Origin of the sequence: Bacillus sp. SLBN-46, assembly GCF_031453555.1 — a bacterium.
Taxonomy (GTDB): domain Bacteria; phylum Bacillota; class Bacilli; order Bacillales; family Cytobacillaceae; genus Neobacillus.
In genome coordinates this window covers 20,898-43,108 of record NZ_JAVIZM010000001.1, presented here as the reverse complement: position 1 = coordinate 43,108, position 22,211 = coordinate 20,898, and the positions used below count along the sequence as shown (strand labels likewise).

Sequence of the window (22,211 nt, the reverse complement as noted above, 5' to 3'; positions counted from 1 at the left end):
AGGAACCACATGTTTGTGGGGTCTGACCCCTTTGTCAGTATATTTGGTATAATTAATATATCTAGTGTGGTAAGGGTGGGAAAAGAATGTACCAAGGATTTGAGAATATCCCCTATAATTGGCATGAGCAAATTATTAATCTATTAGCGGAACGAATTGTAGTGGTGGATCGAGAGGGTATTATTCTTTATATTAATGAGGCTTATTGCGAGTTTTTGGGGACGACAGTAGAGGATGCCATTAACCGGCCTGTGGAAGAGGTAATTGAAAATACCCGCATGCATATCGTTGCCAATACAGGACAAAAAGAGCTTGCTTCGTTGCACCCCATCAATGGTAGTGAAATGATTGCTAACCGGTACCCTCTCATTGTGGATGGAGAAAGGGTCGGAGCCTTGGGAACCGTCATGTTCCGTACACCAGAGGAATGGCGGATGTATAAAACGAAAATACAAAGGCTTGTAGAAGAACTGAAATATTATAAAACAAAAGTTGAAAAAGAATTGAAAAGTAAGTACCAATTCTCCGATTTAATTGGGAATAGCCAGGCTTTCTTAGCAGCGAAAAAACTTGCAGAAAGAATATCTGAGAGCAACTCATCAGTCTTATTGATCGGTGAATCTGGGACGGGTAAAGAGTTATTTGCCCACGCCATACATAATAATAGTATGCGAGAATCATTGCCTTTTGTGGCCATCAACTGCGCATCGATTCCTGAACATTTACTAGAATCGGAGCTGTTTGGGTATGAAGAAGGTGCCTTTACGGGAGCAAAAAAAGGGGGGAAGAAGGGGCAATTTGAAATAGCAAATAATGGTACCCTTTTTCTCGATGAAATTGGGGACATGCCCCTCTCGATGCAAAGCAAGCTTTTGCGAGTCTTACAGGAAAAAGAGGTGCAAAGGGTCGGAGCTCAAAAGTCCATTCCTGTTGATGTTCGAATCATCGCGGCAACCCATCGGGATTTAGAGAAGCTGGTGGAGGAAGGGAAGTTTCGTCAGGACTTATATTACCGATTGAATGTCATAAAAATTGAAATTCCTCCTCTTAGAAAAAGAAAAGAGGATATCCCACAAATCTCTATCAGTTTATTGAAAAAACTGGAGAGGAGATTTTATCGTAAAGGGATAGAGTTCTCAGCTGAGGTAAAAGAAAGATTGATGCAGCATTCCTGGCCGGGAAACATTCGAGAGCTTGAGAATGTGTTGGAGCGAACGATCAATGTTCTAGATGGGAAAACCATTGAATTGGTTCACCTGCCATTATATTTGCGTGAATTGGAACCGGAGAGCCCCTCTGAGATCGAGAGCCGTACGGAAAGCAGTCATTCTTTGGAGGAGATACTCTTACCGGTTGTTCCATTAAAAGAAACACTGGCTCAGGCAGAAAAGAAGGCCATTCTAAATGCGCTCAACGTAACCAACGGAAATAAGCAAGAAGCAGCCAAACTCCTGGAAATAGGGAAAACCAGCTTCTACGAAAAATGCAAAACATATGAGATCAAATAGCAGGGTGTCAGGCACCGCTCGTGGACAAATGTCCACGGCCGGTGCCTGACACCTTTTTTTCGTGTTTGGTATTTAATGTCCCTACAGTACATATGTATGTAATATCAAACGTTTGATGGTTTTAATGGTTAGTGGATTGTTCATTTGTAATTCCGACTTGACTCATTGGAATGTATGTGTTGGAAAAAATTACAAATTTAGAGGAGGAGTAAAATGAACGCCCTTCTTATCATTGTTAATATCCTCGTTTTGTTTGCGCTCATGTTTGGATTGTTCAAGATGCAAAAAAAACATGTCTCTTTTTCTAAACGTGTTTTTACAGCATTAGGCTTAGGTATTATTTTTGGTTTTATCATCCATCTGATTTATGGCACCACACATGAGGTGACAACAGGGTCCATCGATTGGTTTAACATTGTAGGAAATGGTTATGTTAAGCTACTGCAAATGGTGGTTATGCCGCTAGTTTTCATAAGTATCGTTGCCGCTTTTACTAAGTTGAAATTAACAAAAAATATCGGGAAGATTAGCTTTCTTGTGATTGGAATCTTGCTTGGTACGACGGCTATTTCTGCTGCCGTTGGTATTGGGTCTGCATTAGGGTTTGGTCTTGACGGGATTCAGTTAAACGCGGGAGATGCCGAGAAAGCTAGAAATGCTCAGCTTGAGGAAAGAGTGGCTGGTGTGGAAAATATGACATTGCCACAGCAGATTATTGAGTTAATTCCGAGTAATCCATTTCAGGATTTAACAGGAGCACGGCCAACTTCTACGATTGCCGTTGTTATCTTCGCTGTCTTTATTGGGGTTGCCTATCTTGGAGTCAAACGAAAGGAATCTGAACACGGCGAGTTTTTCGCGCGGATCATAGATACGGCGTATTCGATTGTCATGAGGGTAGTAACATTGATTCTTCGCCTCACACCGTATGGCATTTTAGCAATTATTACAAGGGTCACCGCCACAAGTGATTATGAAGCCATTGCTAAATTAGGAAAGTTTGTCGTTGCTTCCTATGTGGCGCTTATCGTTATGTTTATTGTCCATCTATTACTGTTATCGTTTGTTAAACTAAACCCAAGAAATTATGTGAAAAAGGGGCCTTCCTACCTTAACCTTTGCCTTTACTTCACGTACAAGTGCGGGAACGTTACCAATGACGATTAAAACACAGACAAAAGACTTGGGCGTTTCTGAAGGGATAGCAAACTTTGCAGGCTCATTTGGACTTTCCATTGGTCAAAATGGCTGTGCGGGGATTTACCCAGCCATGCTAGCCGTTATGGTTGCTCCAGCTGCAGGGGTCGACCCAACCAGTCTCTCCTTTATTCTTACGCTCATCTTGGTCATAGCGATTAGCTCCTTTGGTGTTGCTGGTGTAGGCGGTGGTGCTACTTTTGCAGCCCTCATCGTCCTTTCTATTATGAATCTGCCAATTGCTATTGTCGGTTTGCTCATCTCTGTAGAGCCACTCATTGACATGGGCCGTACAGCACTAAATGTCAGCGGGGCCATGACTGCAGGCGTCCTAACAAGCAAAGCAACAGGAGAATTCGACCAAGAAACCTACCAACAACCAAACATTGTAGAAGCATAAAAATAAGAAGGTGTCAGGCACCACAAATGTCCGTAGTGTGAGGACATTTGTCTTTTCGTGGTGCCTGACACCATAATTTGTATTTCTCAGATACATAAAATGCAAAAGGTGATAACTCCAGTTAGTGTTCCGAGGAAGGCACCTGCTAGGACGTCTGATGGGTAGTGCAGACCGAGGTATATTCTTGATATGCCCACAAGGACTGCAATTGGGATTAAGATAAAGGATAGGATGGGTACAAATAAGATGTAGGGTGTTACAACGGATAAAAAAGCTGTTGTATGCCCTGAAGGAAAAGAAGGGTCTTGTAATGGATTTTCATGAGTTTTTGTTTTTTCAATTTTTACATAGGGCCTTCTCCGAGGAAGCACCTCTTTCAAAATATGGACAGGTATATGACTCGCAGATAATGCAAGTGCACTGCTGATGGCCGTTAGTTTAGCCTCCCCTGATGATAAAAGCATGAGAATCAACGTCAAAGAGATTGTAAGATCTGCTCCTCCTAAACGTGTGACCAAGCGAAAAAAGAGATTTAATAGCTTTTTATCGAAATGGTGATTCACCTTCTGCAGCACTCGACAATCAAAGCCATAAAAGAATTCCAGTAGTTCTCTAGTCATTTTTCCGCCCCCCTTTACTTTAATTGTATTAAAAATAAAGAGGGGATTTCTTAACCCGATGTTAAGAGCGTGTAAAGATTATATATAGTTATAAACGATAGGAGAAGGAAACCGCCCTATTGTCCAAAGAACCCTAAAGCATATCTAATACCTTCTTCTATCTCGCTTGTTTCATACCCTTGTAAATCCTCATGGGTAATTTCTAATTTGGTTCTTGTTAATGAATACCCACTATCTAAGTTAATATCGAGCAGGACCTCATAGCCATTTGCTGATGCCGTAATATCAATAATGTCATAATCGCGAATCGCGGTTCCAGTTTCATATTCCAAAGGCTCAAGTTCTGACATTACAAATACCTCCTAAGTTGGTCATATCGTTCATTATCATTACCAACAAAATGAGTATTCATCAAAGATTCTAAATGAGAATAACTGGCACGTACTTATCATACCGTCTACCAACTAAAAAGGTTAAGACAACTATTTATCGGAAGATTGATCGGCATTTTTTTCATCCGCCGCTCTTTTAGTCCCTTTGCTGACATAGGGCTTGGCGCTTTTTGCTTTATTAGCGCTAGTTTGCCAACGGTTCCAGCCTTTTTTACCTGTACCCCTACCTATTCCACTTTTCGCTTTTGCTTTCGCTTTACTCATCTAACCACTCCATTTTTTAAATAAAATTTATATATGTCGTTGGTTAGTTTACCACGATTTCATGTGAATACATAATTACACCGTAATTAAAGGGTTTTCTTCAGAAAAGTCGAATAGTACTATTGCATTATTTTTCCAATCGGAGGGATAGGATTGAATTTTGATAATAAAACATTATATGTTATAGACAAAAAAGACGGCTTAGGATTGGAATTTAGTAAATTGGTATCCATGATGAACTATACCAGGCAAACAACCTTAGATGAAGTAAAAGACTTAACCGTAAAAGAACTAGATTTTCTCTTTGATGAAGAAGCTAATTCCATTGGAATGCTATTAGCACACATGGCTTCGGTTGAAAAAACATACCAGATTGTAACGTTTGAAAACCGGGACCTAACAGATGAAGAGGAAAGTGCTCTTAATCCTGCATTAGATTTAGGAAAAAATGCTAGAGAGCAGATTAAAGGGAACACGCTTGAATATTACCTTGAAAAATTAGAACTGGTGAGAAACGAGACGATTGCCACATTTAAAACGCTGCCAGATGAATGGTTATTTGAGCAAGCGCCGTTTTGGTGGGATCGTCCAGCTAATAATTACTTTAAGTGGTTTCATGTGTTTGAGGATGAGCTGAGTCACAGAGGGCAAATACGCCTGATTAAAAAGATGCTTCGGAAGTGTAAGGAATCAATTAAATAGAAGTGCAAAGTAATTTTAATTTCAAAAAGGGCAGTGATAGTCCATGTGTTTAATATTATTAGCCTACAAAGTTCATCCGCAATATCCATTAATCGTCGTCGCTAACCGAGATGAATTTTATCAACGTCAAACTGCACCGATTCATTATTGGGAGGACGTCCCTACCGTCCTTGCAGGCCGTGATTTAGAGAAGATGGGCACGTGGATGGGAGTTACCACTTCTGGAAGATTTGCGGCGTTAACCAATTATCGCAATCCAAAGGAAGTAACCACAGGCAAGCAATCCCGCGGGGAATTAGTGGCAGATGCTTTAAAATATGATGGCGATTTGAAGGAGTACATGCAGGGGTTAGCTAATCGTCAACAGCAGTATCCAGGTTATAACTTATTAGCGGGTGATGCGAAAGAGCTCTATTATTATTCCAATATTGGACGGGAGCTTCAAAAGCTGGAACATGGCATCTATGGTGTCAGTAATCATTTGTTAAATACCGAATGGCCGAAGGTGGAAAGAGGAAAGAAAGGTTTGTCCCATATCATCACAGAGAATCGAAAAAACCTGGTTGAGGAGCTGATGGTGCTTCTTCAACATGCAGAAACTGCCCCAGATGAGTCTCTTCCAAACACAGGTGTATCGTTAGAGTGGGAAAGATTACTTTCTCCATTGTTTATTCAAAGCGAACACTATGGGACACGGAGTTCCACCGTTTTGTTATTGTCAGAAAAAGAGATGGAATATGTGGAGCGGGTATTTTCTGATGGTGAGGTAAGTGAACGGAGCTATAGGGTGGACCTTTAAAAAACTAATCAAACGTTTGATTAAAAGTTGTCTATACATGAGGCAGGGTTTCGAAAAACTAATCAAACGTTTGATTAAAAGTTGTCTATACAAGAGATAGGGTTTCGAAAAACTAATCAAACGTTTGATTAATATTTAGCTCAAAACTCTTTTCTTCCTCCGAAAGGTAAAAAATAATATAGCGCCAAGAAGGAGTACGAAGAGAACATAGAGACTATATCTCGAAAGATAGGCGCCGACATGAATCCAATTCTCTCCTAACGCTTTTCCGAGCGTAATAAAAGTAAAGCACCAAGTCATGGCACCAGAATAGGCAAATAAGGCAAACTTTTTATAAGAATAATTATTAATCCCCGCAAGATAGGCCGTCACATGCCTTACACCAGGAATAAAGTAGCCGATGATCAGCAGAAAGGGTCCGAACTTCATAAATAATTTTCTAGTCTTGCCGACTCTTTCTTCTGTTATATGAAGCTTTGGACCAAACTTTTGTAAGAATGGGAGACCTAGTTTAATCCCTAAAAGATAACTTAGCGTAATCCCGCCGAATGCACCGATAAATGCACATAAAAGGGAGGGGAAATAAGACATTTTCTCCTGAAAAACATTATAGCCAACAAAAGTAAGCAGGACTTCATCCGGTATGGGTAGTCCTACAATCCCACCAATTAAGGCAATAATGATACCAAAATATCCATAATGTTCAATGAGATGATTCAAAGATTGCACTATTACACATCCCTATTAATTGTCTGACAAAGCATAATTACATACTTATTAAAATACACTTTCCTCCATTATTTTTCACCAATTTTAAAAAATAATGTAAGAAAAGCTTATCTGTTAACAATAACTCAATGAAGGAGAAGTAAGAAGATATGCTAGAAAAATTTCATAGCAAGCATTTTACGCTTGAAAAAGTCCGAGAAGGAATTTATGCGGCCATGGCAAAAGAAGGCGGCGGTGCAGTCGGAAACGCCGGGTTTGTAGATTTAGGAGATCAGACTCTTGTATTTGATACCTTTAACACCCAACAAGCGGCGGAAGACTTAAACAAGATGGCCGTTCAAGTAACGAAGAGACCTGTCACATGGGTGATTAATAGTCATTGGCATGGAGACCACATCCGAGGGAACCAGGTTTTCAAGGAAAGTACCATTATTTCGAGTCAAACCACCTATGAAAAAATGAAGGACCTTCATCCTGCGAGAATTGATAAGCAGAAAAGTGATATCGAAGGTCTGAAAAATTATATTCAGTCACTAAAGCTGAAATTAGGTGAGGCATATGATGAAAAGTTACAGCAGCAGATTCATTTTTTAGGCGAAATGGAAGTGTCTTTACCCACATTGGAATTAGTGTTACCTCATCAGACATTTACAGATGAAATCACTTTTACAGGAAGCGAAAGAAGCGCTCTTCTATTTACATTGGGTGGCGGACATTCCTACTGTGATGCTGTTCTTTATATTCCAGAGGAAAAAGTAGCCTTCATGGGTGATTTGTTATTCGTGAATTCACAGCCATCCCTGTTTGAGGAGTCAAATCCTGAGAAGTGGATTCAGATTTTGAGGAAAGTTGAGGAGATGGATATTGAAACAGCAATTCCTGGACATGGAACAGTTGGAACAAAAGGAGATTTCCAAAAGGTTATCGAATATTTAGAGAATCGATAGTTTTAAGATTCAAGAGTGGAGATGTGAGAGCATGTTGGAATGGCTTAATACGAATCTAAGTATAGAAACAGTCATTTGGTTATTTCCGCTTACATTTTTATTACACGATTTTGAAGAAATCATTTTTGTAGAAGCTTGGTTTCAGAAAAATTATGCAAAGGTCATCAATCGGGTACCAGCAAAGGCGAGAGGCTTATTTGAGGGTATGTCGCAAACCACGGCAGCCAGATTTTCCATCCCAGTTGTATTGCAACTTGTCATGTATATAATTGCATCCTATATGGCAGTGGAGCAGCAATTATTTGGGTTAGTGGTCGGATTTAATGTTCTCTTGTTTCTTCATGTATTCACACATATTGGGCAGGCTCTCTTTTTTCGAACATATGCATTAGGTGTGGGGACGGCCATTTTGATTACCGTACCTTACTCACTATATCTATTTTACCGGCTTCTTCATGATGAGATTATTAATTTTGGGGATATCGTTTTAAATGCTCCTTACGGTTTAGTGACGATTTTAATCGTATTAATCGGGCACAGAATAGCCCCGAAATTACTTCCTTCTGTAAAAAGATGAATTTAATAGTTTTATAGGTAGTAGTATCTTATATGGAAAATTGTTAAGGGGTGGAGAGAATTGAATTTATATGTAATCCGGCATGGGGAATCTGAGCATAACATCGATCGAACGGTGATGGCGCATACCCATGACTCACAGCATTCGTTGACAGATCTAGGGTTTCATCAAGTTCGAAAAACGGCTGAATTTATGAAATCCATCCTAAATGAAAAGACAGTAGTTTATAGTTCGCCCTATTTACGCACGATCCAAACAGCCCAAGCGGTTCATTCGCTGCTACCAGAACAAGTTCCCTTTCACGAGAATCCGTTAATTAGAGAATGGGAATTAGGTAATCTTTATGATTTCAGCAATCGTCCACCAGAGAAAAAGAAGGAATTCAAAGCAGCAGGCCAATTTTATTTTCGCTATGAAAATGGGGAGTCATTGGCCGATGTGTACTTACGTGCAACGATGTTCATGCACACCGTCATAGAGCGTGTAAAGCGGCAGCAACGGTATGAAAATGTTGTTATTGTTACCCATGCAGCCTTTATTCAAATGCTGTTAACCTTCCTGATGAATTGGCCAATAGACGAACTAACTGGCTTTAAGCCCGTAGAAAATGCGTCGGTTATCAAAATAAACGAAACCAATGGCGACTACGAGTATGAAAAGATTTTTGTGCCTTCAGTAAATTAATGGAAAATGGTGCCTGACACCACAAGAGGGCTCCTTCAGACAGAAGGGGCCCATTATTTTTATTTGACGGCAAGCTCTTCCTCTAAAAGTCCAAGCTGGATCAATCCACGGAGGATGCCATCATTACAATTCGAGGTTGTCACTAAATCCGCAACTGCTTTTGCCTCAGGAACAGCATTCCCCATAGCAACTCCGGTTCCAATAGTAGAGAGCATCTCCAAATCGTTCAATCCATCTCCAAAGGCATAGCTATGCTCAATTTTCATCTCTAATGCCTCAAGCATCTTTTGAATACCAACGGCCTTGGAAGCTCCTTTTGGCAGGATGTCGTACGCATACTCATGCCATTTGACGAAACTAAATTCCGGAAAACGTTCCGCATATATTTGTTCATATTGGGCTTCACAGTATAGATGTCCTTGAAAAATAGACCACCGTTTAAAATACTCTGGGTCCACTTCAGGGTAAGCCATCATCAAAGAATCAAAACCAGACTCAATATACGGATGGTTTCTTTCACTCACCTTGTAATCGAGATGGCTACAGTAGGCTAGGGCATGTCCATTGCTTTCGGTCATAGTGGATAGAGATTGCAGGACATCAGAATCAATAGGATTCGAGTAAATCTCCTGTCCCTCAAACACTACATACTGTCCATTCATCGCTACATATGAGTTAATATTTAATTCCTTCAGAATCCAATAAAACATTTTTGGAACACGACCTGTGGCAATGACCGTATGAATCCCTTTTTCCTGGAGCAGACGAATGGCGGTCTTCGTGGACTCTGGAATCACTTTATCTTCATTTAAAATCGTTCCATCAATATCGAAAAATACAATTGGTTTTTGCATGGTAACACCTCCGAGAGTACTACAGCACCAGTCCTAACGCTCGGTTGCCCGATCACGCGGACCAGGTGCTAAAGGCTTTGCAAAAACAGAATATTGTATGAAACGCGTTTCAGGTCAAGAGATTTTAGCAAAAAATTAAACGGTCTTCCGTAAAAGGTGTCAGGCACCATTTGTGGACAATTGTCCTTGTGCAATAGACAGATACAAGGAATAATTAGACGGTCTTCCGTTCAATTAAGGTAACGGATATTTCTTGATGAGAGACCTTGTTAGTATCATTAATACCTTGTAAAAAGAGTTTTTTGCCTATATCCACAAGCGGAATTTCCATCGTGGTGATATTCATCATTTTGGCAATCGGTTGGTTGTTGAAGCCGATAATTGCAAGGTCGTCGGGGATAGATAACCCTCGGGTTTGGGCACAGGTAACAATTCCTGCTGCAACTTCATCACTGGTCACCAACAGTGCAGACGGCGGTTCCGACATGTCTGAAATCCGCTCAATAACCCGTTCTCCATCCTCAAAATTCAAACAGTGGTCAAAAATATTAGTGGAATGAAAAGGCAAATCATGTTTGGTGACAAAATCTTTAAAGGCCTTCTCTCGATAAAAGCTGTTCCTACCAGATTTACGTCCGATACAATAACCAAGGTTCCGATGCCCTTTGTCATATAAATATTCTAGTGCAGTCATAAAGCTTTTATAGTGGTCTACAAAGGTGGACGAAACGGGCCTCCCTCTCGTATCTTCACATAAAATTATCGGGCCAAAAGTCAGGTAGTCAGAAATCGTCGTCCACCTGGTTTTACGGGAACAAATAATCAGTGCATCTATTTGCTTTTGTTTCAGCATTTGTAAGGCTTCTAATTCTCTTGTTTCATCATAGTTGGTCTGAAAAAGAACTAGTTTGTAGTTGTGTTTCAATGCCTCACTTGCCATTCCCTTCAATAACAACGAAAAATAGGGATGGTTAATATAAGGAACAACGACACCAACAAGAAAGGTTTTCCCCATACTCAAATGGACCGCATTGATATTTTGCTGGTAATTCGTTTGTTTGATGGCTTCCAGCACCGCGTTTCGTTTATCCTCACTCACATAAGGATGCTGGTTTAACACACGAGACACAGTAGTCACAGAAACGCCAGCCATCTTGGCGAGATCCCTAATGTTTGTCATAAGCAACCAACTCCTATTCCTGGTGCTTTTCATCATTTTTGTTATTATAGCTAAGTTTACAGGAAAAGGGGAGGATGGAGGCTTAGGTGGGTAGAGATGATTGCAAAAGAGGTGCATTTCTTGGGAAGGCACCTCTTAACACATTATTTATTTGCCTCTTTCATCACTTCCACATAAAACTTAATGGCGTTCATATAGTTTTCGATGCTGACATGTTCGTTTGTCCCATGCATCCGGTTGAGATCTTCAGAAGTAATTTGTACAGGCAAGAAACGATAGGTGTTTTTCGCGATTGGGTCATATTGCCGTGCATCGGATCCAGCAAACATTAAGTAAGGCGCAACGACAGCATCCTGATACACATTTCTCGCAGCCTGTTGGATCGACTTAAATTGCCAGCCGTTCACTGATGATACCTTGGAGGCCTCATTGCCTGTGATTTTTACATCAATGTCTTTGTCGTCAATTGTATCTTCTATAAAACTTTTTATCCCCCTTAAGGAATCACCAGGCATCACCCGAAGATTAATAATGGCAGATGCCTTTTCCGGTAGGGCATTGTATTGTTCACCTGCCTGAAAAATCGTCGGGGCGATGGTGGTTCGAATTAACGCAGCGGATGCAGGCTGCTGCAATAGGATTTTTTCAATCACCGGTTCAAAAATAGCTTTGTTAGCAAATACATATTTCATTCCAAAGCTCATTTCGGGTGCCACAAATTCAAACATGTCTTCTCCTGGACCCCTCAGGTCCCCTTTAAACTGGGTATCTTCCAATTTACTAATAGCACTGGCGATTCGGCCGATATTGGTGTGATCCTTCGGCTGCGACGAGTGTCCGCCACTGCCTTCAATGATTAATTCTGCAGTGGCAGAGCCCTTCTCTGAAATCCCAACGACACCGACTGGCTGCTCCACACCAGGCACCATGTTTTCAACAATGGCCCCACCTTCGTCTAACACATAGTCAAACGTTATCCCTCTTTCTTTCAAGGTGTTTACAATAGCACTCGCACCTTCATCCCCGCCGATTTCCTCATCAAACCCAAACATGAAGTACATGTCGCGGTCCGGCTTGAAGCCTTCGGCTAATAGATAATCGACTGCTTGTAAAATACCAATGACGCCAATCTTGTCATCCAATGTCCCCCGGCCCCAAATCTTTTCGTCGACCACCTTACCGCTAAAAGGGTCCTGCTCCCAATTGGCTTCGGTTCCTGTTAACACGGGGACCACATCATAATGGCTCGTTAATCCGATGGGAAGTTTGCTAGAATCACTGCCCTTCCATTTATAGACGAGGGCGTAATCGTTTACTCTTTCAAATTCTAGATTTTTATAGACGGTCGGAAAGCTCTCTTGTAAAAAATCAATAAACTTACTAAACTCATTGAAATCAAATTTACTACGGTCTTGATAGGAAACGGTTTTGAACGTGATGGCTTTTGATAGATGCGCGACTGCTTCATCCTGGTTAATCACTGTTTTGACTGGCATAGGAGAGGGTTGCTTTGATTTTAAAGTTAGTGTATTGAAACCGGTTACAATAATAAATAAAAGTAACAAACCAACGATTATAAGTGAAGCCAGCTTTCTCTTGTTCATAGAAACATCCCCCATCGACTCTAGTTATAATTTCATATTACAGCATTTGTTAGAATAGTATAAATATTTATATGGAAGATTTTAAGAATAAATCCATGACTTTTGCCATATTCAAATAATTAGTTTTAGCCTTTAAGATATGTGGATGTATTGTTTTAAAAAAGTAATAAAAGAGAGGTATCTTTAAAATGTCTATGGATTCATTTGTACTGGCTTTTTCAATGTCGTCATTAGACTATGATATGTTAAAAAATTTAGGGATTTCTATTGTGATTTTGCTGTTGTTTATTCTTTTTAGAAACCTATTTACTAAGTATGTGTTTCAGTTGATTCTAAAGCTGTCTAGAAAAACACCTACTGATTTCTTTACGCAAATCTTTTTAAGTTTCGAACGTCCGTTAGGGTGGGCATTTATTATTGTAGGTTTATATGTAGCAATGGATTACTTCCCGTTTGTCGAACAACATAATGCGTTATTTTTAAAATTTTTACGTTCGATGGTCATTGTGTTAATTACTTGGGGATTGTTTAATTTGTCCTCTCCTACTTCGGGGATATTAATCAGCGTGAACCAGAAGATCAACAATAAAATTGACTTGATTCTTCTTCCGTTTATTTCAAGAACCATCCGTGTCATCCTTATTGCGATTAGTATCACGATTATTGGTCAGGAATTTAATTATGATGTAAATGGCCTGGTTGCAGGTCTTGGATTAGGTGGATTGGCCTTTGCTTTAGCTGCCAAAGAAGCGGTAGGGAACCTAATTGGTGGGATCGTCATTGTCACAGAGAAACCTTTTTCAATTGGAGAATGGATTTTAACCCCTAGCGTGGAGGGGACAGTTGAAGATATAAATTTCCGAAGCACGAAAGTAAGAACGTTTAGTCAAGCACTCGTCACCGTTCCCAATTCAACCCTGGCAAACGAACCCATTACCAATTGGAGCCGTATGGGGAAAAGACGGATCAATTTCCACTTAGGCATTAACTATAAAACGACTAAAGACCAAATTGTAAGAGTGGTTCGACGAATGGAAGAGATGTTGAAGACTCATGAAGACATTCATCCGGATACGATCATGGTTGCATTTGATCATTATAATGATAGCAGTCTCGATATTCTTATCTATTTCTTCACCAATACGATCGTTTGGGCAGAACACGTAAAAATTAAACATGAAATCAACTTAGAAATCATGGGGATTTTAGAGGATGAAGGAGTAGAAGTTGCCTTCCCAAGCCGAACGATTTACGTTACTCCAGAATCAAATGAATTATTGCAAACAGTGGGTTCTTTAGAATAAAGGATAGTAGAAAGGGTGTCAGGCACCATGTGAAAATTTCACAATGGTGCCTGACACCTTTTTATATTTCAATGATAATAGGCAGGATCATCGGTTTTCTCTTGGTTTGTGCGAATAGGTATTGGCCGACGGTTTTCTTAATGTTTTGTTTGATGATATTCCATTGGCGGACATTTTCCTCTTGTAGATCATTGACTGTTTTTCGAACGAGCTGGTTCACTTCTTTGATAAGATCCTCGGAATTTTTTACGAATACAAACCCACGAGTTATTGTATCAGGTCCAGATATAATTTTTCGCTCTGATTTACTTAATGTTAAAACGATGACCAGCATTCCATCCTCAGATAGCTGCTTTCGGTCGCGTAACACAATCGCGCCAACATCGCCGACGCTTATACCGTCAACATACGTATCTCCTGATGGCACCTTCCGAGTTTGGCGTGCCGCTCCGTTTTCGATATCGACCACATCGCCATTTTTAATAATGAAGGTATTGTTTTTCTCTACTCCAATCGATTCGGCTAGCAGGCGATGATGATGCAACATGCGATATTCACCGTGGATCGGAATAAAATACGTAGGCTGCATTAAGGTGAGCATCAGCTTCAAGTCTTCCTGATAGCCATGGCCGGACACATGCATGCCAGTGGTGCTGCCAGAACCATAAATGACTTTCGCCCCAAGTTGAAACAGGTTGTCGATAATTCGTGATACATCCTTTTCATTACCTGGTATCGGGGAGGCAGCTAAAACAACCGTATCCCCTGGATAAATCGCCACATCCCGGTAGTTGCCGCTAGAAAGTCGTGAAAGTGCAGCCATTGGTTCTCCTTGACTCCCTGTACAAAGTATCGCTACTTTTTCTGGAGCTAATTGATCGACCTCGCGCGGCTCAATCAGCATTCCCTCTGGAACCGTTAAATACCCTCGTTCAATCGCCACATCTACGACATTCACCATACTCCGGCCGAGTAAGGCAAGTTTGCGGTTCGTTTTGATGGCTGAATCGACAACCTGCTGTACCCGATTTACATTCGAAGCAAAGGTAGAAACAATAATTTTGCCTTCTGCCTTCATGAAAGCTTCGTCCATATGACTGCCTACCATTCGTTCGGAAGGAGTTAGCCCGGTCCGCTCAGCATTGGTACTTTCTGAGATGAGAGCCAGGACACCCTGCCGGCCGATTTCAGCCATTTTATGAATATCTGCATATTGGTTATTAGCAGGTGTCAGGTCGAATTTGAAGTCACCGGTATGTACGACATTTCCTTCAGGTGTATGCAAAACAATTCCGAGACAGTCAGGAATACTGTGGCTCACTTTAAAAAAGGATACTTGGAGTTGCCCGAAATCAAGTTTTGAATCAGCATTAACAGGGATGAGCTTCGTATCCCTCATTAGTCGGTGCTCATCTAACTTTAATTCGATTAACCCTAAAGTAAAATTCGTGGCATAAATCGGTACGTTTAATTTTTTTAAAAAGTAAGGAACGCCACCGATATGGTCCTCATGACCATGGGTAACCACCAAGGCGCGAATTTTCTCCCTGTTTTCTTCTAAATAAGTAATATCAGGGATGATCAAGTCAATTCCTAATAGACTCTCATCGGGAAACTTACCGCCGCAGTCGATTATGACAATATCATCTGCATATTGAACTACATACATGTTTTTTCCGATTTCATTAATTCCGCCTAAAGCGAAAATGGATAGGGTATTTTGATTAGTCAATTGAAAATCCTCCCACTTTTTAACTAAATAGGAGTAGTATTCCCTCGATAACATACTTTATGTTGAAAAGAAGTAAACTTGGCCCGGTACATAAATTGCGGACTTTCCCTATTTTTTTGCGTGTATCATAGATTCATCCTCGATTATAATGAGGATAAATAGGATGATATTGGAAAGTGTGCTGCGTTGAAAGGGGAAGTGGCGATGGGGAAAAATTCGAATTACAGTAGTAGTGATGATGTTCTAAGTGAGGGTGTAAAGTACAAGATTATCGCCGATAACATGACAGATGCGATCGTCATGGTTGATAATAAATCAACTGTCCGATATGTTTCGCCATCCTTCGAACCGTTAATAGGTTATACCATTGATCAATACGAAGGGATGGATGCATTTGATATCATTCATCCAGAAGACAGAGACTATGTTCGATCCAAACATCTTCAGGTGGTTGAAACAAAGAGGCAAGTCAGTTTGGAATACCGCGTAATCCATTCACAGGGATTCACACTCTATGCCGAAACAAAAGTCAAACCCGTACTAGATAGTTTTGGAAATGTAAAGTATGTAGTGGCTGTCGTGAGAGATATAACAGAACGCAAAATGACAGAGCAGTTACTGGAAAATATCCTGGAAAGCGTGAATGCAGCGGTTTGGTCAACAGATAAGGATTTTAGCTTTTTAACCTTTTGTTCTGAGAGTATTGAAAAAATATCAGGTATTCCTAAGCATGAACTCATGAATAAACCGATCCGCATGCATGACCATATCCACCCTGAGGATAATCGTATGCTCATGGGGGAAGCAAAGGAAACGTTAGATAAGGGATTACCAGTGAACAAACTCATCCGTTTTATCCATCATGAAAATGAAACGAAATGGGGCCAGCTGATCGTCCAACCATACTTGGATAAGACAGGAGCAGTTGAACGACTTGACAGCATGATGTTAGATATCACGGAGAAAAAACGATCTGAGCTAGTGATTGAGGAGAGCGAACAAAGGTATAAATCCTTATTTGAGAACAACTTAGATGGTGTATTTTCAATTGACTTACATGCCAACTTTGTCAATGCGAATCATGCCTTTGAGAAAATAACAGGTATTGAAATGGAGCAGTTGCCAGACCGTTGTTTTATCGGTTTAATTCATGATGAAGACCACCTTCCTGTATTCCAAGTTCTTTCTGATGTCATCCAGAGGAAAGAATCAAGAGATGTGGAGTGTCGTATCGTTCGCTCTAGCATAGGGGAGCGAATTGTTCATATTACATTCGTACCGATTTTTCTATTTGGAGAATTAAATGGTGTACATGGAATCGTGAAGGATATTACGGATCGGAAACGGGAGGAGCGGGAACTCCTCTTAAGTGAAGAAAGGTACAAAACGCTCCAACAAAGTATTAATCGTTTTTCTAATGACCTTGCCAATGTCATGAAGGTATCTGAGTTAGAAAGTCGGCTAATCGATGAGGTAAAGAGTGTGTTACCCGTGACGGATGCTTCCATTGAAGAAATACCACGGGGGCAGGAACCGAATGACAGGGTACGGAATGATAAGTGGATTAAAATTGGTGAGAGGGAGCAGCTCATATACTTACAGATTACTTTCAGAGATGCCCTGCTTAAAATGGAAGAGGAGTGGCTGGAGACTGCTGTCCATTATGTCACCATTCTTTACGATAACCTTCAATTCATCGAAGACCTGATGAAGCGTATGGAGAACATGGCTGTTTACAATGAAACACCTAAATGGATGTTACGCCTTTTATTCAGATTGTCAGAAAAAGAAAGAGCCGCCTTATCCAGCGACCTTCATGATACCGTTTTGCAGGATCTCATTATTTGGTATCGCAGGCTGGAATCACTTCGCTCCACGTCTTTATTTAATAAGGAGATAAAAGAGGAATTGGTGGAAATTGAGGAAGGTTTACTCGATGCTATCCACCAAATTCGCATTACCTGTAATGAATTGCGGCCGCCATTTCTTCTGAAAATGGGATTAGTAGAATCGTTAAAAAGTCTCTTTTCATACGCAAGAATGTTCTCTAATTACGAGATAGAATTTGATGCTGAAAACATGCAAATCCCTCTCAATGAAGATCAAATTTTAGGAATGTATCGTATCGTGCAAGAACTATTAAATAATGCAACGAAACACTCTAAGGCAACAAAAGTAACGATGAAGCTGGCAAGCAATCAAGAACAGGTTTACTTTTCCTATAATGATGATGGGGTTGGGGTAGAGTTATGTGGTATGGAAGGCTCCTATAAACATATGGGTATTGCCGGTATTGAAAATAGAGTTTTAAGTTTAGAAGGAGAGGTAAAGGTACATTCCGTTACAGGGCATGGTTTTCAGGTGAACATTACCCTGCCTACTACAACAAAGCAAAAAGGTGATTACTATGGAAATATTGTTGGTTGATGATCATCGATCAGTCGTCGAAGGAACAAAAATGTTGATAGAAGCAGAGCCAGATATGAATGTCACGATTGAAACGGACGTATATTGTGTCCCTGATTTGGTTCGTCTGAAGACATTTGATGTGATTCTTTTTGACCTATATATGCCCAATATCAATGGGGCCGATTTGGCACGGAAGGTGCTCGAGGATGTTCCTGATGCTGTGATTTTAATTTATTCCGGATTTGATATTGCTCCTCACTTTAATTTACTGATGGACTCAGGGGTTTCGGGCTTTGTCGCGAAAACGTCAACCCGTGAGCAATTGGTTCAGGCGATTCGAAGTGCAGCGAGGAAAGAAGCGATTGTCCCTATGCATTTGTTAAAGCAGCTTAGACGTCAGGAAATCGTGGTTCAAGGGGATAAGGCAAATGAAAAAACTACGATTGGAAAAAAAGAAGAAACACTTCTTCGTGAATTAGCAAAAGGGCACAGCAACAAAGAAATCTCTAAGACACTATTAATCAGTCAACGTTCATTAGAATACAGTCTAACGGAACTGTTCCAAAAACTAAACGTGAATTCCCGGGTAGAAGCCATCAAAAAATCCAAAAGCCTGGGCATTTTACCAAATGAAGATTTATATTAAACTGAAGATAACCGGTAACCACCGGTTATTTTTTTGCGCAAAAAATGAAGTGGAGTGTTCGGTGCCCCCACAATTTTTTGCGTGTTTGACATCATTGTTTGCGCGAAGCGATGGCTTCTCATGGAATATGATTTTATTAAACCGTTAGAAACGAAAGGATGAAACATGTTGAATATTGTGATACTGCAATGGGGATTATTTTCCTTTATGATCGGGTTGGTATTGTCGCTGCCTTTAGCCGCTGTTCACTATCAAAAGAATCCATTAATGAGACAAACGTTTACCAACACTAAGAAACTAAAATCTGCGCACATTGATTACTTTATGCAAGCCTTGAGTGCGGGTTTAGTCTATCTCATTGGTATTTGTATGGATATGGAGTTTCCGAAGTATATCGGGCTGCCGCTTATTTATGGAATCATTATGAACCCGACCATTTTATTATTAGAAGCAACACCTTTAATTCGATCTGGATGGTCGAGATTTACTTATTTGTTTCTTAGAGCAACCAGTCCGCTTTTGCTTTTGTTTGGTTGGTTTGCCATAGCGGTATTGTTTTTACCAACCTATTTAATCATCGTATTAATTATCGTAATAATTGGTGGTGGCGCAGTGTTATGGTCTCAACAAGTTCAGAAGAAAAATACAGTCCATATGTAGAAACCTTAACTTGTCGAGTTAAGGTTTTTTTACGCTTGCGAGAGGAATACCAATTTTTGCAAAAGGACATGCGGTGTTACCACAAAATTCTGCGGGGGGTCTCCTAAAGTCTGCGGTTTTGAGCCAATCGAAACTCCGTACAATGAAATCATCCAATACAACAGAAAAAACCTAGTCAGAATAACATTTTCAAAATAAAAATAGCGGAGGGAATTAAGATGAATACAAAACAAAAAAAGAAGAGTAAGAAGAAGATCGTGATTTGGTCGATTGTAGGACTAATCGTTGCCTCATTGATTTCAGCGGTGTTACTTACGCCGAAGGGAATAGGTAACGTTGAAAAAGAAAAAGCACAAACGGGGGACATTGCAACCTATTACAGCTTTTCCGGGGCAGTAGAAGCGAAAAACAGAAAGACAGTAACGAGCGAAGAGGCCATTCAAATTAAAGAAATTAAGGTCAAAGTAGGCGACCAAGTGAAAACCGGAGATGTCTTGATGGTAACGAAACAGGGGAACAAAATAAAGGCCACTTTAGACGGGGAGATTTCGAAGATCCATGTAGAGAAAAACGCGGAGCTAATGTCTGGGGCGCAGCTTGTTGATATCGTTAACTATTCCGTGTTACAAACCACCGTAAAGGTCGACGAATATGACCTGAAATATTTAAAGGTAGGTCAAGAGGTCAATGTAACAATCAATGCACTTGAAAAAGAAATAAAAAGAACGGTTTCTGAGATTTCTAAGGAAGCAACCAATGAAAATGGGGTGTCTTATTTTACCGCAACTATTGATCTGGTTAAAGATGAAGCAATCAAAGTGGGAATGAGTACAGAGGCTAAAATATTGAAGCAACAGGCAAAGGGTGTAGTGACTTTATCCATGAAAGCCATTCAATTTGATAGCAAAAATAAACCTTATGTTTTGATTCCAAAAGAAAAAGGGATGACAACCAAAAAATATATTCAACCAGGCATTAACGATGGAACGACGATTGAAATTAAAGACGGTGTGAGTGCTGGTGAAGAGGTCATCATTTCATCTGATAATAAAGAGGTTTCTCATGCAGATATGATGCAGGGAGGAACCAATAATGAGTGAGCAAATTCTCAAAATCAATCAGATAACCAAAACGTATGTAATGGGCGAGGAAGAACAAGTCGTCTTAAACCATATCAATTTAACAGTGAATAGAGGAGACTTTGTTGCGATATTAGGACCTTCTGGTTCAGGCAAATCTACACTGATGAACCTGATTGGTTGTCTTGATTCACCGACAAACGGAGATTATTTTTTATCGAATCAAAAGGTTGATGAGCTTGATGAATCTGAGCTGGCAGCGATTCGAAACAAAGAGGTTGGATTTGTTTTTCAACAATTCCAACTCCTGCCTAGACTGAGTGCCATTCAAAATGTGGAACTGCCTCTTGTATATGCGGGGGTGGCTGAAAAGGAACGTAGACGGAGGGCCAGCGAACTGCTCATTAGAGTGGGGCTCGGTGAAAAATTACAAAACCGGCCGAATCAGCTTTCTGGAGGACAACAGCAGAGGGTGGCCATTGCGAGAGCGATGGTAACGGAGCCCACAATATTACTAGCAGATGAACCCACTGGAGCACTAGATCAAAAAACAGGTCAGCAAATTATGGAGCTTTTTCATGAGCTTCATCAAGAAGGAAAAACCATCATTATGATTACTCATGATATCGAGATTGCCAAAAATGCCAGCAGGATTGTTCACATTTTAGACGGCAAACTGAGAGAGGAGCATGTATATGTTTAAGGAAAATCTGAAGATGTCATGGATGAACCTCATCCATAACAAAATGCGCTCCTTCCTAACCATGCTCGGAATTGTGATTGGGGTCGCATCCATAATTGCATTGATTACCATAGTTAAAGGTGCAATGAATGGAATGACAAGTGAGTTTTCCTCCTTTGGTGCAGATAAAATATCCGTTAAAGCTATGGGAACACCACTGAAGCAGGGGTTAATTGATAGTGACATTCAAAAGCTTGCCGAAATCGAGGATGTTGTTGGTGTTTCTCCCACTCTTTCAGGAAGCACTACGGTGGTTTATAACGGTAATGAAAAAACGGATATCTCAGTTCAGGGAAAGAATGATGTGTATTTTTCAAAGAATAAAGATCTGGTTGAAACGGGAAGAGGACTAACGATTCTTGATATTGATAGTAAAAATAATGTGTGTTTAATTGGTGCTAATATAGCAGACGAATTGTTTTGGGGAGAAGATCCTGTGGGTAAAAAGCTGCTGATTTCTGGTGTCACTTATACGGTAATAGGAACACTTCAGGAATCTAATAGCTTTTCAGATTCCTCGAACAACGATGCAGTAATCATACCTTACACGACTTCAATGCGCATTCTTGGTACAGGATATATTTCTAGTGTGGACGTTTATATGGGTAACTCCAATCATTCTGAAAAAATCACGGAAGATATCGAAGCAGTCTTAAAACAGGCGTTCAATTACAAAGATAATAGTTTTACCGTGATGAATATGCAGGATATGCTGGCATCATTTAATAAGATCACAACGATGTTATCTCTTATGCTTGGGGGGATCGCATCCATTTCACTTGTTGTCGGTGGGATTGGAATCATGAACATGATGTTGGTGTCTGTAACCGAAAGAACAACAGAAATTGGGCTAAGAAAGGCTCTCGGAGCAGAACCGAAACGGATTCAGCAGCAGTTTTTACTGGAGGCTGTATTCTTATCTCTCTTTGGTGGAGCGATCGGCTTTTTGTTAGGTGTGTTAATCGCCTTGGGAGTGTGTACATTAATTGGCGCGAATTTCGCACTCTCCACCTATACCGTATTGTTGGCACTAGGCTTCTCTGCAGGCATCGGAATTATTTTTGGTATAGCGCCAGCTAGAAAAGCATCAAGATTGAATCCGATAGATGCATTAAGAAGTGTGTAAAAATGCGGGGACAGTCCCCCACTGCGTTAAAGCATCGGGGGACTGTCCCCAAAAAT

Annotated in this window: 21 protein-coding genes and 1 pseudogene; 14 read left to right on the top strand and 8 right to left on the bottom strand. The window is 40.4% G+C overall.

What is annotated here, in order from left to right; translation table 11 throughout:
- Positions 1–86 precede the first annotated feature (86 nt).
- On the top strand, positions 87–1,508 hold the full coding sequence (locus tag QFZ87_RS00205; RefSeq protein ID WP_309856300.1) for a sigma-54 interaction domain-containing protein: 1,422 nt from the start codon (positions 87–89) through the stop codon (positions 1,506–1,508).
- A gap of 213 nt (positions 1,509–1,721) precedes the next feature.
- Positions 1,722–3,105 (top strand): annotated as a pseudogene (locus tag QFZ87_RS00200) (L-cystine transporter).
- A gap of 86 nt (positions 3,106–3,191) precedes the next feature.
- Here QFZ87_RS00200 and QFZ87_RS00195 read toward each other — a convergent pair.
- The 3 genes from QFZ87_RS00195 to QFZ87_RS00185 all read right to left on the bottom strand — a co-directional run bounded on the left by QFZ87_RS00195 (position 3,192) and on the right by QFZ87_RS00185 (position 4,381).
- Positions 3,192–3,725: a phosphatase PAP2 family protein gene (locus tag QFZ87_RS00195; RefSeq protein ID WP_309856298.1), complete on the bottom strand. Its 534-nt coding sequence runs from the start codon at positions 3,723–3,725 to the stop codon at positions 3,192–3,194.
- A gap of 116 nt (positions 3,726–3,841) precedes the next feature.
- The gene (locus QFZ87_RS00190) at positions 3,842–4,075 is read right to left on the bottom strand and encodes a hypothetical protein (protein ID WP_309856296.1); all 234 of its coding nucleotides are present in this window, start codon (positions 4,073–4,075) and stop codon (positions 3,842–3,844) included.
- 132 nt (positions 4,076–4,207) lie between these two features.
- On the bottom strand, positions 4,208–4,381 hold the full coding sequence (locus QFZ87_RS00185) for a DUF3934 domain-containing protein (RefSeq protein ID WP_309856292.1): 174 nt from the start codon (positions 4,379–4,381) through the stop codon (positions 4,208–4,210).
- Between the two features lie 231 nt (positions 4,382–4,612).
- Here QFZ87_RS00185 and QFZ87_RS00180 point away from each other — a divergent pair, with 231 nt between their 5' ends.
- Positions 4,613–5,083, top strand: a complete 471-nt coding sequence (locus tag QFZ87_RS00180) for a DinB family protein (protein WP_309867551.1) — start codon at positions 4,613–4,615, stop codon at positions 5,081–5,083.
- Positions 5,084–5,126: 43 nt separating this feature from the next.
- Entirely contained in the window at positions 5,127–5,882 is a 756-nt protein-coding gene (locus tag QFZ87_RS00175) for an NRDE family protein (protein WP_309856286.1), read from the top strand.
- Positions 5,883–6,017: 135 nt separating this feature from the next.
- On the opposite strand, the gene QFZ87_RS00170 is transcribed toward QFZ87_RS00175, so the two are convergent.
- Entirely contained in the window at positions 6,018–6,614 is a 597-nt protein-coding gene (locus QFZ87_RS00170) for a DedA family protein (protein WP_396133949.1), read from the bottom strand.
- 146 nt (positions 6,615–6,760) lie between these two features.
- Here QFZ87_RS00170 and QFZ87_RS00165 point away from each other — a divergent pair, with 146 nt between their 5' ends.
- From QFZ87_RS00165 to QFZ87_RS00155, 3 genes are read left to right on the top strand one after another with little or no spacing between them, the layout of a single operon-like run.
- On the top strand, positions 6,761–7,558 hold the full coding sequence (locus QFZ87_RS00165) for an MBL fold metallo-hydrolase (protein WP_309856281.1): 798 nt from the start codon (positions 6,761–6,763) through the stop codon (positions 7,556–7,558).
- Positions 7,559–7,589: 31 nt separating this feature from the next.
- Positions 7,590–8,135: an HXXEE domain-containing protein gene (locus tag QFZ87_RS00160; protein WP_309856278.1), complete on the top strand. Its 546-nt coding sequence runs from the start codon at positions 7,590–7,592 to the stop codon at positions 8,133–8,135.
- A gap of 60 nt (positions 8,136–8,195) precedes the next feature.
- Positions 8,196–8,819 carry a histidine phosphatase family protein gene (locus QFZ87_RS00155; protein WP_309856275.1) on the top strand — a complete coding sequence of 208 codons (624 nt, stop codon included), beginning with the start codon at positions 8,196–8,198 and terminating at the stop codon, positions 8,817–8,819.
- A 59-nt stretch (positions 8,820–8,878) separates the two neighbouring features.
- Here QFZ87_RS00155 and QFZ87_RS00150 read toward each other — a convergent pair whose 3' ends face one another.
- The 3 genes from QFZ87_RS00150 to QFZ87_RS00140 all read right to left on the bottom strand — a co-directional run bounded on the left by QFZ87_RS00150 (position 8,879) and on the right by QFZ87_RS00140 (position 12,457).
- The gene (locus tag QFZ87_RS00150) at positions 8,879–9,673 is read right to left on the bottom strand and encodes a Cof-type HAD-IIB family hydrolase (RefSeq protein WP_309856273.1); all 795 of its coding nucleotides are present in this window, start codon (positions 9,671–9,673) and stop codon (positions 8,879–8,881) included.
- A gap of 214 nt (positions 9,674–9,887) precedes the next feature.
- Positions 9,888–10,853: a LacI family DNA-binding transcriptional regulator gene (locus QFZ87_RS00145; protein WP_309856270.1), complete on the bottom strand. Its 966-nt coding sequence runs from the start codon at positions 10,851–10,853 to the stop codon at positions 9,888–9,890.
- A gap of 143 nt (positions 10,854–10,996) precedes the next feature.
- Positions 10,997–12,457: a M20 family peptidase gene (locus tag QFZ87_RS00140; RefSeq protein ID WP_309856268.1), complete on the bottom strand. Its 1,461-nt coding sequence runs from the start codon at positions 12,455–12,457 to the stop codon at positions 10,997–10,999.
- Between the two features lie 194 nt (positions 12,458–12,651).
- Between QFZ87_RS00140 and QFZ87_RS00135 the strand changes: the two genes are divergently transcribed.
- Entirely contained in the window at positions 12,652–13,761 is a 1,110-nt protein-coding gene (locus tag QFZ87_RS00135) for a mechanosensitive ion channel family protein (RefSeq protein WP_309856265.1), read from the top strand.
- 61 nt (positions 13,762–13,822) lie between these two features.
- On the opposite strand, the gene QFZ87_RS00130 is transcribed toward QFZ87_RS00135, so the two are convergent.
- Positions 13,823–15,547 carry a ribonuclease J gene (locus QFZ87_RS00130; protein WP_309856262.1) on the bottom strand — a complete coding sequence of 575 codons (1,725 nt, stop codon included), beginning with the start codon at positions 15,545–15,547 and terminating at the stop codon, positions 13,823–13,825.
- A 150-nt stretch (positions 15,548–15,697) separates the two neighbouring features.
- Between QFZ87_RS00130 and QFZ87_RS00125 the strand changes: the two genes are divergently transcribed.
- From QFZ87_RS00125 to QFZ87_RS00100, 6 genes are all read left to right on the top strand, one after another.
- Positions 15,698–17,920 (top strand): sensor histidine kinase, encoded by a 2,223-nt coding sequence (locus tag QFZ87_RS00125; RefSeq protein ID WP_309856259.1) that lies wholly within the window; start codon positions 15,698–15,700, stop codon positions 17,918–17,920.
- Positions 17,901–18,548, top strand: coding sequence for a response regulator transcription factor (locus QFZ87_RS00120; protein WP_309856256.1), 648 nt, complete (start codon positions 17,901–17,903; stop codon positions 18,546–18,548). Before QFZ87_RS00125 ends, QFZ87_RS00120 begins: the two co-directional genes overlap by 20 nt.
- A gap of 165 nt (positions 18,549–18,713) precedes the next feature.
- Complete coding sequence (locus tag QFZ87_RS00115) at positions 18,714–19,208, top strand: hypothetical protein (RefSeq protein WP_309856253.1); 495 nt, start codon at positions 18,714–18,716, stop codon at positions 19,206–19,208.
- Positions 19,209–19,426: 218 nt separating this feature from the next.
- On the top strand, positions 19,427–20,308 hold the full coding sequence (locus QFZ87_RS00110) for an efflux RND transporter periplasmic adaptor subunit (RefSeq protein WP_309856250.1): 882 nt from the start codon (positions 19,427–19,429) through the stop codon (positions 20,306–20,308).
- A complete protein-coding gene (locus tag QFZ87_RS00105) occupies positions 20,301–20,990 on the top strand; it encodes an ABC transporter ATP-binding protein (RefSeq protein ID WP_309856247.1) in 690 nt (229 codons plus the stop codon). The genes QFZ87_RS00110 and QFZ87_RS00105 overlap by 8 nt, the downstream gene beginning before the upstream one ends.
- Positions 20,983–22,155: an ABC transporter permease gene (locus QFZ87_RS00100; protein ID WP_309856245.1), complete on the top strand. Its 1,173-nt coding sequence runs from the start codon at positions 20,983–20,985 to the stop codon at positions 22,153–22,155. The genes QFZ87_RS00105 and QFZ87_RS00100 overlap by 8 nt, the downstream gene beginning before the upstream one ends.
- The last annotated feature ends 56 nt before the right edge of the window (positions 22,156–22,211 follow it).

What these genes read in the sequence shown, in the direction of transcription:
- QFZ87_RS00135 (WP_309856265.1), top strand. Translation starts at nt 12,652, where the DNA reads ATGGATTCATTTGTACTGGCTTTTTCAATGTCGTCATTAGACTATGAT.
- QFZ87_RS00115 (WP_309856253.1), top strand. Translation starts at nt 18,714, where the DNA reads ATGTTGAATATTGTGATACTGCAATGGGGATTATTTTCCTTTATGATC.
- QFZ87_RS00145 (WP_309856270.1), bottom strand. Translation starts at nt 10,853, where the DNA reads ATGACAAACATTAGGGATCTCGCCAAGATGGCTGGCGTTTCTGTGACT.
- QFZ87_RS00160 (WP_309856278.1), top strand. Translation starts at nt 7,590, where the DNA reads ATGTTGGAATGGCTTAATACGAATCTAAGTATAGAAACAGTCATTTGG.
- QFZ87_RS00130 (WP_309856262.1), bottom strand. Translation starts at nt 15,547, where the DNA reads ATGTTATCGAGGGAATACTACTCCTATTTAGTTAAAAAGTGGGAGGAT.
- QFZ87_RS00175 (WP_309856286.1), top strand. Translation starts at nt 5,127, where the DNA reads ATGTGTTTAATATTATTAGCCTACAAAGTTCATCCGCAATATCCATTA.
- QFZ87_RS00185 (WP_309856292.1), bottom strand. Translation starts at nt 4,381, where the DNA reads ATGAGTAAAGCGAAAGCAAAAGCGAAAAGTGGAATAGGTAGGGGTACA.
- QFZ87_RS00120 (WP_309856256.1), top strand. Translation starts at nt 17,901, where the DNA reads ATGGAAATATTGTTGGTTGATGATCATCGATCAGTCGTCGAAGGAACA.
- QFZ87_RS00125 (WP_309856259.1), top strand. Translation starts at nt 15,698, where the DNA reads ATGGGGAAAAATTCGAATTACAGTAGTAGTGATGATGTTCTAAGTGAG.
- QFZ87_RS00205 (WP_309856300.1), top strand. Translation starts at nt 87, where the DNA reads ATGTACCAAGGATTTGAGAATATCCCCTATAATTGGCATGAGCAAATT.
- QFZ87_RS00110 (WP_309856250.1), top strand. Translation starts at nt 19,427, where the DNA reads ATGAATACAAAACAAAAAAAGAAGAGTAAGAAGAAGATCGTGATTTGG.
- QFZ87_RS00165 (WP_309856281.1), top strand. Translation starts at nt 6,761, where the DNA reads ATGCTAGAAAAATTTCATAGCAAGCATTTTACGCTTGAAAAAGTCCGA.
- QFZ87_RS00140 (WP_309856268.1), bottom strand. Translation starts at nt 12,457, where the DNA reads ATGAACAAGAGAAAGCTGGCTTCACTTATAATCGTTGGTTTGTTACTT.
- QFZ87_RS00190 (WP_309856296.1), bottom strand. Translation starts at nt 4,075, where the DNA reads ATGTCAGAACTTGAGCCTTTGGAATATGAAACTGGAACCGCGATTCGC.
- QFZ87_RS00105 (WP_309856247.1), top strand. Translation starts at nt 20,301, where the DNA reads ATGAGTGAGCAAATTCTCAAAATCAATCAGATAACCAAAACGTATGTA.
- QFZ87_RS00195 (WP_309856298.1), bottom strand. Translation starts at nt 3,725, where the DNA reads ATGACTAGAGAACTACTGGAATTCTTTTATGGCTTTGATTGTCGAGTG.
- QFZ87_RS00100 (WP_309856245.1), top strand. Translation starts at nt 20,983, where the DNA reads ATGTTTAAGGAAAATCTGAAGATGTCATGGATGAACCTCATCCATAAC.
- QFZ87_RS00180 (WP_309867551.1), top strand. Translation starts at nt 4,613, where the DNA reads ATGATGAACTATACCAGGCAAACAACCTTAGATGAAGTAAAAGACTTA.
- QFZ87_RS00150 (WP_309856273.1), bottom strand. Translation starts at nt 9,673, where the DNA reads ATGCAAAAACCAATTGTATTTTTCGATATTGATGGAACGATTTTAAAT.